General features: G+C 51.1%; 11 protein-coding genes. 7 read left to right on the top strand and 4 right to left on the bottom strand.

The genetic code is table 11. From position 1 onward, the window contains the following. Window positions 1-12: 12 nt before the first annotated feature. The 4 genes from K7P01_RS28090 to K7P01_RS28075 all read right to left on the bottom strand — a co-directional run bounded on the left by K7P01_RS28090 (window position 13) and on the right by K7P01_RS28075 (window position 4,303). A complete protein-coding gene (locus tag K7P01_RS28090; protein WP_267297922.1) occupies window positions 13-921 on the bottom strand; it encodes a DMT family transporter in 909 nt (302 codons plus the stop codon). A 5-nt stretch (window positions 922-926) separates the two neighbouring features. Beyond that, window positions 927-2,039, bottom strand: a complete 1,113-nt coding sequence (locus K7P01_RS28085; RefSeq protein WP_267297921.1) for an LptF/LptG family permease — start codon at window positions 2,037-2,039, stop codon at window positions 927-929. Window positions 2,040-2,043: 4 nt separating this feature from the next. Continuing rightward, the gene (gene tgt / locus K7P01_RS28080) at window positions 2,044-3,174 is read right to left on the bottom strand and encodes a tRNA guanosine(34) transglycosylase Tgt (protein ID WP_267297920.1); all 1,131 of its coding nucleotides are present in this window, start codon (window positions 3,172-3,174) and stop codon (window positions 2,044-2,046) included. 64 nt (window positions 3,175-3,238) lie between these two features. Further along, window positions 3,239-4,303, bottom strand: a complete 1,065-nt coding sequence (locus K7P01_RS28075) for a LacI family DNA-binding transcriptional regulator (protein ID WP_267297919.1) — start codon at window positions 4,301-4,303, stop codon at window positions 3,239-3,241. A gap of 216 nt (window positions 4,304-4,519) precedes the next feature. On the opposite strand from K7P01_RS28075, the gene K7P01_RS28070 reads away from it, so the two are divergent. From K7P01_RS28070 to K7P01_RS28040, 7 genes are all read left to right on the top strand, one after another. Beyond that, on the top strand, window positions 4,520-7,570 hold the full coding sequence (locus K7P01_RS28070; RefSeq protein WP_267297918.1) for a SusC/RagA family TonB-linked outer membrane protein: 3,051 nt from the start codon (window positions 4,520-4,522) through the stop codon (window positions 7,568-7,570). Between the two features lie 28 nt (window positions 7,571-7,598). Next, complete coding sequence (locus K7P01_RS28065) at window positions 7,599-9,143, top strand: SusD/RagB family nutrient-binding outer membrane lipoprotein (protein ID WP_267297917.1); 1,545 nt, start codon at window positions 7,599-7,601, stop codon at window positions 9,141-9,143. 365 nt (window positions 9,144-9,508) lie between these two features. Beyond that, window positions 9,509-9,775, top strand: coding sequence for a hypothetical protein (locus tag K7P01_RS28060; RefSeq protein ID WP_267297916.1), 267 nt, complete (start codon window positions 9,509-9,511; stop codon window positions 9,773-9,775). Between the two features lie 45 nt (window positions 9,776-9,820). Continuing rightward, a complete protein-coding gene (locus K7P01_RS28055; RefSeq protein ID WP_267297915.1) occupies window positions 9,821-10,666 on the top strand; it encodes a sigma-70 family RNA polymerase sigma factor in 846 nt (281 codons plus the stop codon). Window positions 10,667-10,725: 59 nt separating this feature from the next. After that, window positions 10,726-11,316: an FMN-dependent NADH-azoreductase gene (locus K7P01_RS28050; protein ID WP_267297914.1), complete on the top strand. Its 591-nt coding sequence runs from the start codon at window positions 10,726-10,728 to the stop codon at window positions 11,314-11,316. A 4-nt stretch (window positions 11,317-11,320) separates the two neighbouring features. Then, entirely contained in the window at window positions 11,321-11,704 is a 384-nt protein-coding gene (locus K7P01_RS32215) for a nuclear transport factor 2 family protein (protein ID WP_397311148.1), read from the top strand. A 1,363-nt stretch (window positions 11,705-13,067) separates the two neighbouring features. Further along, the gene (locus tag K7P01_RS28040) at window positions 13,068-15,404 is read left to right on the top strand and encodes a TonB-dependent receptor (RefSeq protein WP_267297912.1); all 2,337 of its coding nucleotides are present in this window, start codon (window positions 13,068-13,070) and stop codon (window positions 15,402-15,404) included. Window positions 15,405-16,031 lie beyond the last annotated feature (627 nt).

Here is a 16,031-nt window from a genome sequence, read left to right as displayed (position 1 = left end):
AGAGTATTTATATTACTTGGTGCCAGCGCGCTCGCGAGCCGCAGCCACGCGCTTCTTTAAGACAGGATACGCGCCAACGGCCAGCATGATGATGCAGGTACCGACGTAAAAGTTCCACCCCATTTTCTCGGCGGAGCCGAAGATGATAGTGGCCATGATGATGCCATAGACCGGCTCCAGATTAAGGCTAAGCTGAATAACAAAAACAGAAATACGTTTCATCAACTCCACCGCTACCGAGTAAGCATAAACAGAGCACACGCCGGCGAGGATGGCAATATATAACAGGTCCATGCCGGTGGGGATGAGGCGAAGCACATGGTCAGTTGCCCAAAAATACTGGTATACCGGCAGGAAGAGTAGCGTAGCCAGAAATACGCCGATCATTTCATAGAACGTAATGGTGAACGGCTGCAGGTGTTTAACCGCGCGGGAGTTGAAGATCGAGAACAAGGCCGAGGTAAAACCGGCTGCGATACCCATGAGCAGACCGAGCTTATATTGAAAGTCGAAGGAGAATATAATGTACAGGCCGAAGATTACCACCAGGCCCAGGGCGATCTCAAATTTCTTGATGCGGGTGCGGTTGAACCAGGGTTCGAGCACAGCCGCCCAAAGCGAGTTGGTGGCAAAGCCGATCAGGCTCACCGATACGTTGGAGACGCGGGCAGCACCGAAGAAGGCGATCCAGTGAAAGGCGACAACGGCGCCGATCAGCAACAACCGGATCAGGTCGCGTGTACTAACAACGAAGCTACCACGGGTAGCCAGGATGACGAGTCCCATACCCGCGAAGGAGAAAAGCGCACGCCACACAATCATCTCCACGGCGGGAATGGAAACGAGCTTACCGAGGATCGCGGAGAAGCCCCACAGGAAAACAATGAAATGAAGTTTGACGTAGTCGTTGCGAGAAGCCATGATGGTTAGCGAGGCACGTATTTATACATCCAGAGTGCCACCGCCCCAAAGATGATGTTCGGAATCCAGACGGAGATCTGCGGTGTAAGCGACTCCGACCCGTTTTCAGCATACGTTCTGAAAAGCGTAAAAAACAAAATAAAGATGAACGAAAGCGCAAAGCCCAACGCGATCTGTACGCCCGTACCCCCGCGGCTTTTGCGCGACGATACGATTACGCCCATAAACACAAGAATGAAAATTGTAAAGGGGGCCGTATAGCGTGTATATAACTCTACCTCATACGTCTCGATGCCGGTAGACCCGCGCGAACGCAACGTACGAATGTGCTCGTTCAGTTCGTTCATGGTCATGCCGTCGTACTTACGATAGTCGCTTTCAAATTCTTTCGGATGGATCACCAGGGTGGTGTCGAGCTCGGTACCGGTCGTGACCAGCGTGGTATCGCCGGCCGTATTTGTGCCCACCGTGCGGAAGATCTTTTCCACCCGCTTCAGGCGCCAGTCGCGTAGCGTCCATTTTAATTTTGCCGTGTCCCACTCGATGCGGCTGGCGGTCAGCTTTTCCATCAGCTTGTTGTCCTGGAATGTTTCCATGCTGAACTGATAGCCTGTCTGGTTGGTGTTGTTATAACTCTTCAGGTACAGGTATGTGTTGGTCGCCACCTGTATATGAATGTTCTGTTTGTCGAAGTAGTATTTGTTTTTCAGGTACTGTACTTCAAAGGCTACGCGCCGTTTGTTGGAGTTAGGAATAACCCAGCCATTAAGAACAAACATGAGGGCCGCGACGATTGCCGCACCGATGAAAAATGGGACGACGATACGCTTGAAGCTCATGCCGGAGCTGAGCATGGCGATGATCTCGGTATGCCCCGCCATGCGTGCGCAGATGTATACGGTAGCGATAAAGATGGTAATGGGCGCTACGAGGCTGCCGATCCAGGGAACAAAGTCGAGGTAATAGAGCGCAATCTGCCCGGAGCTTAGCTGGGCCTTCGCAAACTTATCCATCTTATCCGTCATATCGATTACGGTAATGATGGCCAGCAGGATCAGCACCACGAAAAAGAACGTGCTGAGGAAATTTTTCAGAATATACTTGTCCAGTAGCTTCATAGTCTTAGCGTCTTTCGCGCACTCGCTTCACCATGTCGTTTTTCCAGGCGGCAAAGGTGCCCTCCTGAATCTTTTTGCGGGCTTCTTTCACCAGCCACAGGTAGAAAGTGAGGTTATGGATCGTAGCAATTTGCGCGCCGAGTATTTCTTTGTTGATCATCAGGTGTCGCAGATAGGCCTTCGAATAGAAGCTGCTGACATAGCCGCCCAGCGTTGCGTCGATCGGCGAGAGGTCTTCCTTCCACCGTTCGTTCTTGATGTTGATAATACCATCGGCTGTAAAAAGCATGCCATTGCGGGCATTGCGTGTAGGCATGACACAGTCGAACATGTCTACACCCAACGCGATACACTCGAGAATGTTCTCCGGCGTGCCGACGCCCATCAGGTACCGCGGCTTGTCGGCCGGCAGAATGGCGCACACCAGGCTGGTCATGGCATACATATCTTCATGCGGCTCACCTACAGACAGACCACCGATGGCGTTGCCGGGTTGGTTCTGTGCAGCAATAAACTCCGCAGAGCGCTCACGCAGGTCCTTGTAGACACTGCCTTGCACGATCGGGAACAACGCCTGGTCGTAACCATACTTGGGTTCCGTCGTCTGCATGCGGTCTACACAGCGTTTGAGCCACTGGTGTGTTATATCCAGCGATTTTTTGGCATAGGCATATTCGCAGGGGTACGGCGTGCACTCGTCAAAGGCCATGATGATGTCGGCGCCGATGGTCCGCTGAATGTCCATCACATTTTCGGGGGTGAAGTGGTGGCGCGAGCCGTCAATGTGCGACTTGAAGGTCGCCCCGTCAGCTGTGATCTTGCGGTTGGCGGCCAACGAGTACACCTGGTAGCCGCCGCTGTCGGTCAGGATGGGCTTGCTCCAGCCATTGAAGCGATGCAGGCCGCCGGCCTTTTCCAGCACGCCCAGTCCGGGGCGCAGGTAGAGGTGGTACGTATTGCCCAGGATGATCTGGGCCTGAATGTCCTGTTCCAGCTCGCGCTGATGCACGGCTTTAACCGATCCTGCCGTGCCGACGGGCATAAAAATAGGAGTTTCAATCACACCGTGGGCGGTGTGCAACAGGCCGGCACGGGCAGACGAACCGGGGTCCGTGGCAAGAAGGTCAAATTTCATACAGGGCATCGCCAATGGCGGTGCAAAAATAGAATAATCGGCCGGAAAACCGGTATACGCCGGACTAGTGAATGCCCGAGCCGAGGTACGACTCGACGTTCTGCTGCGTGATCACCTCCAGCGGGAAGAGATCGGTGGACGGCGTGCCTTTTTTAAACATAAGGTGGTTGACCAGGTGGCTGATGCCCAGCGAGGCCTGCCGCTTCGGGTTCTGATTGATCAGGAAGTCAATGACACCCGCCCGTAAATACCGCAGGTTTTCTTCCAGCAAATCGTAGCCCACCAGCCGAATGTCCTGGCGGCCATATTTCTCTACGATTGAAGCTGCCACCGCTGTACCCTTGGAAGTACTCACAAACAAACCGCGCAGGCTCTTGTCGTCCAGCAACGTTTTGAACTGATCTTCAAACGATGGGTCTTTCGGGTTCATGTTAAAGTCGACGATATCAAATGCGACTTTGCTTTTCTCTTTAAAGTATTCGCGGAAGCCACGTTCTTTTTCCAACAAGTGGACAGAGTCCTGAATGTCTTCGTCGATGTGCAACACGGCGAGCGTACCCTTCTCGTGCTGGCCCAGGTTCATGAGCTCGGCGCCGACGCGTCCGCTTTGGTGCAGGTTCTGACCAATAAAGCTGAGCGGCTGGGCTTCGGGGATGTTGGTGTTAAAAAGAACGAACGGAATATCGGTTTCGCGGAAAAGCTCAAAGATGGGAAGCGCTTCGTGGTAGAATGTCGGGGCGATCAGAATGCCGTCGGGCCGTGCGAGGTGCACACGGTGCGCGGTCTTTTGGAACGAGTCACGGTCGAGCAGGTCGAACAAAAACAGCTCTACCTGGATGCCGTACTGTGCCCACTCCAGTTGGGCCTGCGTAATGCCCAGGCTGGCTTGCGCCCAGTAGGGGTCCTGGTTGGGATCGGGCAGGATGGCGGCAATGCGGTAGTTTTTATTAGAGCCCAGCGTACGCGCCAGGAGGTTAGGCTTGTAGTCGATCTGCTCCATCACGGCAGTGACTTTTTGAAGCGCCTCCGGTGAAACCCGACCGCGGTTGTGCAGTACACGGTCCACGGTTCCGACCGATACACCCGCCAGGCGGGCGATGTCTTTGATCCTGATGTTTTTCTCGACCATACTTCAAAAAAACAATTTTCGTGAGTGATAAGAAAACGTTGCCAAAACGGTGAGTTTCAATGTTCTCGCACACAAAGTAAATGTGTGCGTACACATTTTAAAAATTTTCTTGCTTTTATTTCTTTCATAATCTACTTTCGATCGTGGATTTGCCGCTAGAATATTCGGCAGGCGGCAATTCGCAGAGAATAAAATTTTAACCCAAACCCAATCTAAATGAAGAAAAGTCTACTCGGGCTGGTCACGTTGTTGCTATTGGCCAGCGTCTCGGCATACGCCCAGACTGTGACCGGAAAGGTCACTTCGGCAACGGACGGTGCGCCCATTCCTGGCGTATCGGTGATCATCAAAGGAACTTCGGTCGGCACCTCTACTGACACAGAAGGAAAGTTTACGCTTACGGCTCCCAGCGCAGCAAATGATGTGCTGGTAATCTCTTTTATCGGTTTTGCAACTCAAGAGATCTCGGTTCAAGACCGGACGAACATTGACGTTGTGTTAAAGGAAGATGCTACGGAGTTGAATGAGGTCGTGGTTACGGCCTTAGGTATTGAAAGAGACAGGAAATCACTGGGATACTCGGTGACGGAAGTAAAAGGAGAGCAGTTCACACAAGCGCGCGAGATAAACGTTGCAAACTCGCTCGTAGGGAAAGTGGCGGGCGTGAACGTTAGTTCTATCAACGGTGGTCCGGGTTCCTCAACCAGCGTTCTCATTCGCGGGGTATCGAGCCTTACCCAAACCAACCAGCCGTTGTATGTTATTAACGGCGTGCCCATGAGCAACGAAAGCAACAAGCTGAAAGATCAGTGGGTAAATGAGCCGGACAAAGGTGACGGTATTTCGAACCTCAACCCGGACGACATCGAATCCATGACAGTACTGAAAGGTGGTGCTGCAGCGGCGCTCTACGGCTCACGCGCAAAGGCAGGTGTTATCCTGATCACCACGAAAAGTGGTAAAGGTGAAGGCACGGTAGAATGGAATTCCAACTTTGTGATGGAAAACATCATTGACCTGACGGACTGGCAACAGACCTATGGCCAGGGTGCCAACGGCATTAAACCTGTTTCACAGGCGGCTGCGTTGGATGCCGGTGGCAATAGCTGGGGCGGCCTGTTGGACGGTACTGATGTGGTGAACTTCGATGGCGTAGCGCGTCCGTATGTTGCGCACAAAGACAACATGAAAGAATTTTACCGTACTGGTAGCACATTCACTAACACGGTGTCCTTTAGCAAGGGTTTTGCCGGCGGTGGTATTCGGATGTCGGCGAGCGACTTGCACAACAAGTCGGTAGTGCCGTACTCGGGCCTCAAGCGAAACGCCTTTAACCTGGCGATCAACCTCGAGCCAGTGAAGCGCTTGAAGGTCGACGCACGTGCCAACTTTGTGCTGGACGATGTTACAAACCGCCCCATGCTATCGGACGGTGCAGGCAACGCCAACTTCCAGGCCATGTTCATTCCTACGAGCCTGGACATTAACACAATGAAACCGGGTACGAAGGCCGACGGAACGGAAATGCCTTTTAGCAGCAATACGTATGCTACAAACCCCTGGTTTGCCGCCCGGAATTTTATCAACGACACAAAACGCGAGCGTTTTATCGGATCGCTGACTGCACGGTATACATTTGACAACGGTTTCTTTGTACAAGGTCGTGTCGGCCGTGATTCGTATACCGATCGCATCACCGGCGTAGTACCTTCGGGTACGGCCTACAAGCCCGGAGGAAGTATCAGCGAGACGACGGTTAAATTCTATGAGATGAATGCCGACTTCCTGGTGGGCAAACCGTTCAAAGTCGGAACAGACCTGATAATCTCACCGAGTATAGGCGGTAACCTGCGTAAGCAACAGGAAGAAAGAATGGTTCAAAACGGTGATAACTTCGCTATACCCTTTGTATATAATGTCACCAACCCGAGGAATAAATCACTTGACTACAAAAACTACAACCAGGAAGTGCAGTCGTTCTATGGTATGGTTGATTTCTCCTATAAGAACTTCCTGTTCTTGACGGCTACTGCGCGTAACGATTGGTTCTCTACGCTGGCGGTACCCGGACAAAATATTTCCAAATCGAACCTGGACATCTTATATCCGTCTGTAAACGGTTCCTTCGCGTTCTCTGAGATATGGGACCTGGGTCCGTCGGTAACCTTCGGTAAATTACGGGCAGGCTTCTCGAAAGTGGGGGGTGCAACCGACCCTTACCAAACAGTATTGAACTATGGTATTGACCCGCGCCTGATTAACGGCAATCCGATTGGTACCGTGATCAACGATGCGATTCCGAACAGTGCCCTGGTTCCTTCTGAAGCGACGGAAGTCGAGGTTGGTACAGAATTGGGATTCCTTGGAAACCGTCTGCGTCTTGACCTGGCCTGGTATAATAAAAAGTCAACGAATGAGATTATCCGTGCTCCAGCATCGGGTACCTCTGGTTACAACTACGTGATGCTGAATATCGGTGAACTCCGCAATAAAGGTGTTGAGGCATTGATCACCGCTATTCCGGTTCAAAAGACGGATTTTCGTTGGACGACTACGTTGAACGGTTCGTTCAACCAGAACGAAGTGTTGAAACTGGCCGCCGGTCAAAACTCCCTGGGTGTAAATACGGCGCGAAGTGGTAACGGCTTTACCCAACATGTGGTGGGCTATGCTGCGCACCAGATCATGGCGTTCGACTATAAGCGTGATGCTGATGGTAACATAGAATACCAGGACAACGGCGTGCCTGCACAAGGCGACTTGAAAACCTATGGCTCAGCCATTGCCAAATGGACTACTGGTTGGAATAACGAATTCTCGTACAAACAATTCAATTTCGGCTTCCTCATCGACGGCAAATTCGGTGGTAAGGTGTTCTCGGGTACGAACTTCTACGCCTATCAATTCGGTCTGCATAAAGAGACGTTACCGCTTCGCGCTGGTGTAACGGGTTCAAATGACAAGCTGACCAGCGGTCAGGCGTACTATTCTGGCCTGGCTTCCAATGTCTCTGAGCTGTTCGTGTACGATGCAAGCTTCGTCAAGCTTCGTCAGGTAACGTTAGGCTATACGTTGCCGGGCGCGCTGTTGGGTAACGTTGTCAAGAGCGCAACCCTCAGTTTTGTGGGAAGAAACCTTTTCTTTATCTCAAAGAAGACAGACAACATAGACCCCGAGGCGAACTACTCGACCTTTGCACCGGGTCTGGAGCAAGGTGGCGTACCACCGACGCGTACCTATGGTTTCAATTTAAATGTTAAGTTCTAATCGTATAAGAACGTCAATGCTGAACAATATGAAACATAAATATCTTTCCTATATAGCACTCGCCGTTGCCGGCGCCTTTGTAACCACCGGTTGTACCGATGATTTTGCAAAGATCAATACAGATCCCGTGGCCTACGGAGCGGGTAATTATGAGCCTGCGTATTTGCTAACAACCGCGCAGCTTAATTATACCGGTAGCCCTGATAACGCGTATGAAACATGGCGCAGTAATCTGATCTATGCATCAACCATGATGCAACAGCTTGCCGCAGTAACCAGTTATTGGGCCGGCGATAAGTACTTGCTGAATACAGGCTATGCAGGTGCGTACTGGGAGCGTGCATATACCGAACAGCTGAAATTCGCGATCGAGCTGATCCAGCTGACAAAGGACAAGGAAGAGCATAAAAATCTCTATCAGGCAGGACGCCTGATGCGTGCCATGATCCTGGGCCGGATTACAGATATGTACGGAGATATGCCGTATTTTGATGCCGGCTTGGGATACTATACCCAGAAGTATTTCCTCGCCTACGATACACAGGACAAGGTCTACGGTGACCTCCTGAAAGAGATCGAAGAGGCTACGGTTGCCCTGGATGATAGCGCCGGCAAGATTGAAGGAGATCTGTTTTACGGTGGCGAGATCGGCCAGTGGCGTAAATTCGGGTATACCCTGTTGCTCCGCACGGCAATGCGTTTAACAAAAGTAGAACCAGAGACTGCTAAGGCATATGTTGCCAAGGCCGTTGGCAAAACCTTTGAAAGTAATGCAGACAACGCGGTGGTTGTACACGACCCCTCGGGTTCCTGGACTACACAAAACCGTAACAGTGTTGTGTTGCTGAAAGGTCCCGAAAATGTGCAAGTGAAGCTTTCGAAAACGTATGTCGACTTCATGAAGAGCAACAATGATCCACGCCTGGCAGTGATCGCCGTCACCAACCCCACGTATGCCGAAGACGGTACTGCCTTGGGCGGTAACGCAAACCCCGCTTCGCAGAAAGGTTTGCCCAACGGCTTCGATATCGATGGTCAGAATCCATTGCCCGACGCTATCGGTGGTTACTCAAGCCTTAGCCCAAGCCTGCTAAGCCTGGCCGGCCCGACGTTCGTGCTCACCTATGCGGAGTCTGAATTGTTGCTGGCCGATGCCGCGCAGCGCTGGAGTGTTGGCGGCAATGCCGAAGAACACTACAACGCAGGTACAAAAGCTGGCATCACCTACTTTGAGAAATATCCCGGTGTAGGTGATCTTGATGCTGCCGCCGACGACTATGTAGCAGCTCATCCGTACGATGCTGCCAACGGTCTGAAGCAGATCAACACACAGTTCTGGGCTGCCACGCTGTTGAATGGCTATGAAGCCTGGATCAACTGGCGCAGAAGCGGTTTCCCTGAGCTCACCCCCGTGAACTATCCGGGCAACGCTACCAACGGTACGATTCCTCGCAGATTCCCGTATCCGCTTACCGAAGCGAACAACAACCCGGTGAACTATAAAGTAGCGCACGATGCTGTGCGGGGCGGTGACTTGCTCACAGGCCGCGTATGGTGGGATACAGAGAACTAAGGATATATAAGATTTAACTCTTTCATAGGGAGTTAGTTTGGTTTGGAGGCTTTCCGCTGGTTACGGAAAGCCTCTTTTTTTATAGCTTGCAGGGAGTGAATAATTTCTAGCCCAATGAACAGAAGGAAAATAGCCATACTATCGATAGTGCTCATCGGGATTTTCTTGTCAGCAATATTCTTTTGGAAGGGATATCCGATTGTTTTTCGAACGTCCAAAACAAGAGAAGCGCAGCTTCATTACGACAGCGCGGTGTTTAATCCGCTTAGGGGTCTACCACTTGACGATGGAGAATGGGCCGTGTATTTAGTACTCGATAAGTATGATTTTGAAAAGCTGACACCGGAGCTAAAGCCGTCCAAGGTATGGAAGGCAAGTTCCGGATCTGTTTTGAAACAAATGCAGAATGCCTGGAACTTAAGCCAAGAGGTAGCGATATAGCGACTGTTACCAGTTCATTGATTGTTGTGCATAATGGCGAGATAGTTTTTGATACAGGGATAGTTTTGGATCAGGATATGATGGGATTCCAAAGTCAAGACTTTGGATGGGCTGAACCGGTAGAGGAGGAGAAGTTTGCTGCGACGCTAAAAGAGTTTAGGAGGGTTCGATCTCCCCTCGTTTTTATATAGATTCAACCGCGACATTCGAAGTCTGTCACGTTTCCGCGCCTATCTTTGTCTTCACCGCAAAGCAACGCCATGGACGCCACGTACCGCAAGCTATTGACCTATTCCTACAACATCGTCGGCTCGTACGAAGACGCTAAGGACCTCGTACAGAGCACAATGGAAAAATACATCACACTCGACAAGCGACACATCGAGCACGAAGTGAACTACCTCATCAAGACTGTCATAAACGCCTCCATCAATTTTAAGAACCGTGCCGAAAAACAAAAAGGCTACGGCGTGTGGCTGCCGGAACCGATGGCTACTGAAAGCCCCGACCTCAACCTGATCAAAGAGCAGACCGCCAGCTATTCCTTGCTGGTGTTAATGGAAAAGCTCAATGCCAAAGAGCGGGCAGTGTTTATCTTAAAAGAAGCCTTCGGATACAGCCACGAAGAAATAGCGGAAGTGCTGGACACCACCCTGGAGAACTCGCGGCAACTACTCACCCGGGCCCGTAAGTCCCTGGATCAAACGCCAGTCCGCGCCGATATGCCCGCTCAGGGCGTATTGGAAAAATACATTCAATCGATCCTGGATGCGGATCTCGATACACTCGAGCATTTGCTCGTAGAAGATATCCGACTGATGGCCGATGGTGGCCGTAGCGTGAAGGTTGTAAAGGATGTAGCCGTAGGCAGGGAAGCCGCCGCGCGATTGCTGCAACATGTATACACGTTATTCCTGCGCGACACCGAGTATACCTTTACGACAATCAATCACCAGCCAGCAATCTGTTTCTATAAGAACGGCACATTGTATAATTGCCATGTATTAGAGATCACCGCCGACGGCCAGATTGGCAACATCTTCTCCATTGTAGCCCCTGAAAAACTCCGTACGATTTCGTAATATTTTCTTGTCACGTTCTGTCGCGGCTGGTTGTCTTCTACACAAATATTACAACAAACATGAAGACACTATTGCGCATCGATGCCAGCATACGCCGGCAAGGGTCGTTCAGCCGGACCTTAGGCGACGCTTTTGTGAGAGCGTGGAAACATCGTTATCCACAGGGCGACATTATACACCGCGACATCGGCCACGAGCCGCTGCCGCATTTATCAGACGAAGTCGCCAACGCATTTTATATGGAGAAGCGCGACATGCAGGTACTCACGCTCAGCAACCATCTATGCGATGAGCTCAAACAAGCACCCGAGATACTCATTACCTGCCCGATGTATAACTTTGGCATACCGTCGACGCTGAAGGCGTGGTTCGACCTGGTGGTACGTGCAAACGAAACCTTCCGGCGCAACGGCAACCAGTACGAAGGACTGCTACACAACAAAACAGGGTACGTCATTATTGCCATGGGCGACGGGCGCCCGGGCCTGCGCACGACCGAGAACTTTGAATATTACCTCACAGACATGCTCGCATTCATGGGCATACACGACGTACGCCTTATTACCGTGGGTGGTACCGCCATGCGCAGCTTTACTGACGACTGGCAAACCACCTACCAACAATCCATCACCCAACTGCTAAACAATTAAAACTATGAATACGCAAGAACAAACAATCGAAGCTGTAAAGAACACCGTCCGTGAATTTCTGAAAGGTGGCGACACAAACGATCCGGCGCTCCTCGAAAAAGTACTACACGCCGACTATCAAAACGTACAAGACGGCTTCTTTGGTGAGCCCGGCATCTTTACATTCTCCAAAACAGAATACAAACACCTCGTAGAAACCAAACGCTTTGGCGGTTCACCCCGTACGGTCGACTTCGCATCGGTGGAAGTGTTTGGCAATCTGGCCACTGCCAAAGTTCATCTCGAAAGTGCTGTGCTGCGGTTTACCTCGTATATCGTAGTGGTGCAGGAAGGTAGCCGTTGGTTGATCCGAAACAACTTTCCGAGCGTTGTGCCGAAGGCGGCGTGACATCGGTCGTCGTGAGCAATCAAGGGCATGCTCGCGACCATGCCTTGCGGGCCGGCGCACGCCGGTTGCTACAAGTACGATCGCCAGCGCTTGCTGCTGGCGGTCGCGCAAGGGACATAAGATGCCGTTGACGTATTGGAAGAATTCTACTCCCAATGTCATCAGCACCGTGCCGCCTTCTATAGCGGGTAACGGGTTGACCAACGTAATGGAGTCATGCGAGCGCGTGCTGATGGCTTGCGGCGGCCCTTTTTGAGTATGCAGGACATATTGACCGGTACGATGGTTGACAGCGGCTATCCCCATCGTTAGTTGAAAATGTGTGGCGGCCTTCGGCGCCTTCACGAATTGGCCAGTCGGGCATGCTTGTAGCGATACGGTGCAGGTTTTTGTTTTGCGATCTATAGCGGCGGTGTGAGTGCCCGCAAGCACGCTGTGTAAGTGGGTGTCGTTATTGAACTCAAAACCTTTTAGCTGTGACATATTTTCAGCGGTCAATACACGTCGGCCCAGAACGTGCTGGCGGTCGGCATGCATCACCGCGAGCATCGCGCTGGTTAGCCGGCTGGTCATGCGGGTATCCGCAAGCGTTGCGAAAAGTGGATGGAAGGCCGCGCGCAACAATTTGACGGCATACGCGCAGACACCAAATTCGACGTTATACTTATGCACACGGGCAAACGCCGGATCGGTGCGGATACGGTGGGCGTCCACAGATGTAATCTTCCGGACTAAATAGCCGAAGTAGCGATGGTAGTAGTATACCATGTTGCCTAGCTTACCCGTGAACTTGAGAATACCCGTTTGTTTTGCCATGTCAATGCTAGATACGGCAAAAGATTATGGATGGACAAGACCGGGTGTCCCAAATGGATCATAATGGTACATAATGTCCTATAATGTCCCATTTATTCCCATAATGTCCTATGGAGCAAAACGGTTTTACCCGTATCAACTCCCTACCGATCTCATACTAAAAGCGTATGTAAAGCATGACAACAACATCCCTGCGCTCGGGAATGCTGTATGTCGGGTATAATTGATGGATAACGATGCCTGGGCTTTGACACAGGTAATACATAGCCTCTCGTTAACCTAAAGATCAGGTCCTGAACCACTGCTCTGGTTGTGAGTCGATCAATCTGTGAAATCACCGTAGTGATTTTACTATTTCTAAGGCTACCCTTTATTGGGTGCTGTCTACCCTACACAGGGTATATTTAGAATAATTCCAAATAGGTTTGTGTCTGACAAAACACTTCTCCGCATATTTGCGCGCCCTCTCCAACCGTACCCAGGTGATGAAAATCTATGGGGGCGTGATTAGAAACTCAAACTCAGAACTATAGATCAATTCTACACCATGAATCGAATACGCTACATGTTTTTATTCCTGCTGCTCACGGCAGGATCGCTCTATGCGCAGACCGGGAAAGTAACCGGTACCGTGAAATCGAACGACGGGCAGCCTGTGTCGTTTGTAAGCATTTACCTGAAAGGTACGAGCAAGGGTGTACTGACCGATGCCGAGGGTAATTTCGAAATAACCGGCGTAAAAGACGGTACCTACACCGTTGTTGCCAGCAGCGTGGGCCTGCAGACCATTACGCAGTCAGTCGAGGTCGCCGGTGGCCAGTCAACGCCCCTGGCTATTGCCATGGCCGAAGACGACAAAGAGCTCCAGGAAATTGTCGTAACGGCAAATCCCAGTCAGCACGTAACAGATTATCCGTCTGTCTCGCTACGTCTCAAAACCCCACTTATCGAAACACCACAGAACATCCAGGTAGTAACCGGCCAGGTACTGCGCGAGCAGGCCATCTTCGACATGCAGGAAGGCGTAACCCGTAACGTCAGCGGCGCCAGCCGTTCTGACCACTGGGAGAATTATGCCCGCATCGTGATGAGAGGATCGCGCGTGGCATCTTTCCGAAATGGCATGGACGTCACCACATCGTGGGGGCCCATGACCGAAGACATGAGCATGGTGGAACGGATTGAGTTCGTAAAGGGGCCTGCTGGTTTTATGCTGGCGGCCGGCGAGCCCAGCGGTTTTTATAACGTCGTGACAAAGAAGCCTACCGGGATCACAAAAGGCGAAATGGGCATGACCATCGGCAGCTACGGCACATACCGCGGCACGCTCGACTTCGATGGCAAACTGAGCAAGGATGGCAAAGTGCTATATCGCTTGAACCTAATGGGGCAGGAGAAAGGTACACAACGCAAGTTTGAATACAACAACCGCGTCTCAGTAGCACCGGTTGTGAAATTCCAAATTAATCCGACAACATCCCTTACAGCAGAGTATAACCTGCAGTATGCGCAGATGTCTCCGTTAGGGTCAAGCTACGCCTGGTCGCCAACCAAGGTGTATGACGAGCGGGTTGCCGATGATTTCACGACGATGGAGCCCAACATGTCACCGACGACAATCCGCGACCATTCACTTATGCTCACATTTTCGCACAGCCTTGACGAGAACTGGAAATTTACCAGCCAGCTCGCATACCTGCGGTTTAGCCAGGAAGGTGAAAGCTTGTGGCCGACGGGCTTCGCGGGCGACACGTTGATACGCGGCGTCGGCATCTGGGACGTGCTGGGCATGGTAAAGGTAGGACAGTTCTTTTTGAATGGCGACGTTCAGACGGGTGCTGTTAAACATCGCATTCTTGCTGGTATCGACATGGGCTCGAAAGATGTGTATAACGACTATTCGACGAGTGGTGTCTTTGGCAAGCTTAATGTATATGATCCCCAATATGGATTTGTGCCGGCTTCAGCGTACCCGGTATACGATCGGAGTCTGGACATCCGCAAGCGTGGTTTACAGTCGACGAGCCAGTACTCTGCATTGTATATTCAGGACGAGCTTCGGTTTCTCGAAGAAAAACTGCGCGTAACATTGGCTGCCCGGTATACGAGTGCTAAAAATATGGACCAGGACGCCGACGATAAAGTTACTCCGCGTATCGGTTTGAGCTATTCCATTAACAGCTTGACCAGCGTATATGCTGTATACGACGAGTCTTTTATACCGCAAACCGGTCAGGGTATCGACCGAAACGTGTATGAGCCTGTTGAAGCCAATAACAAAGAAGTCGGTGTAAAGCGTGAATGGCTAGGCGGCCGCTGGACAGCGACGGTGTCCGTATATGAAATACTCAAGGACAAAGTCATGGTACCAGATCCTAGAAATAATAACGTTCAGTTTGGTTACGTCCAGGTCGGTGAAAGCCGTACTCGGGGCGTCGAATTTGATATTCGCGGGCAACTCTTGGAGGGTCTGGACGTTACAGCCAACTATGCCTATACAGATGCCGTCATCACGGAGGACATCAGCGACGATCTGGTCGACCGGCAGGTGCCCGGTACTGACAAGCACATCGTCAACGTATGGCTGAACTATCGCTTTCCCGCAGGGCCCGTACGTGGCTTGGGTATTGCTGCCGGTGTGCAGCATGCGTCGAAACGCTCAAACTGGTATGGAGAGTGGACAAGAGCGAACGATCCGGCCATGCCTGACATTACCCGGTTCGATGGTGCTGTATCGTACCAGTTTACAAGAATGTCGGTGGCGGTCAACGTGAATAATATCTTCGATACCAAACTGCAGTCGGGCGCTCCCTACTATGGAATGTACTACTGGCAGACCGAGCCTATGCGTAATTACCGTGTGACGATCGGATACAGATTCTGAGATCCGGTCTGTGTTATGGCAGAAGAGGGCGTCTCAAAAGGGGAGATGCCCTTTTTTTGTTTTTGGAAGGTTTGGTTATCGGCCCATAGCCCGAATCCTGACGATTACGGGCTCAATTCGGAGGTTACATTTGCAGATGGTACGACATATAAATTGCAAAGCACAACGATTGAGAATGATGGTTGGGTGACGTTATGTCGTCAGCGACCGAGGAGGGTCGTTATGTCGGGTGTGAATGCGGCCTTGGGTGTACACTGATTGAGAATTTAACCGATTGTACCAATGGAGATGTTCTATAGGATAATAGTGAAGGCAGGTTTCATGATTATTCTGGGTTTTGCTGGAACATATATATTGTGGCTGATCAAAGGTAAAAAACAGTCGTTTGGGCCTTTGATAAGTAAATATGGCAGATTAGCTGCCGTATTGTTACTCATGTTCATTGCATTGGTCCTTATTTTACTAAGGAACATTTAACGATGCTAGGTACCTTCTTTGGCAGATCGGTGCATTATGGCTCGATCATAGACGGGTAAGAAGGTATAAGACAAGAGCAATGAAATAGTGAGAGGACGGGCGTTGCCAGTCTGATTATTAGACTGTCTCCCACTTCAATTACAGTGGTTA

The sequence above is a fragment of the Parachryseolinea silvisoli genome (assembly GCF_021190955.1).
Lineage (GTDB): Bacteria > Bacteroidota > Bacteroidia > Cytophagales > Cyclobacteriaceae > Ohtaekwangia > Ohtaekwangia silvisoli.
The sequence above is the reverse complement of the archived record's forward strand: the minus strand, read 5'-3'. Positions and strand labels throughout refer to the sequence as shown.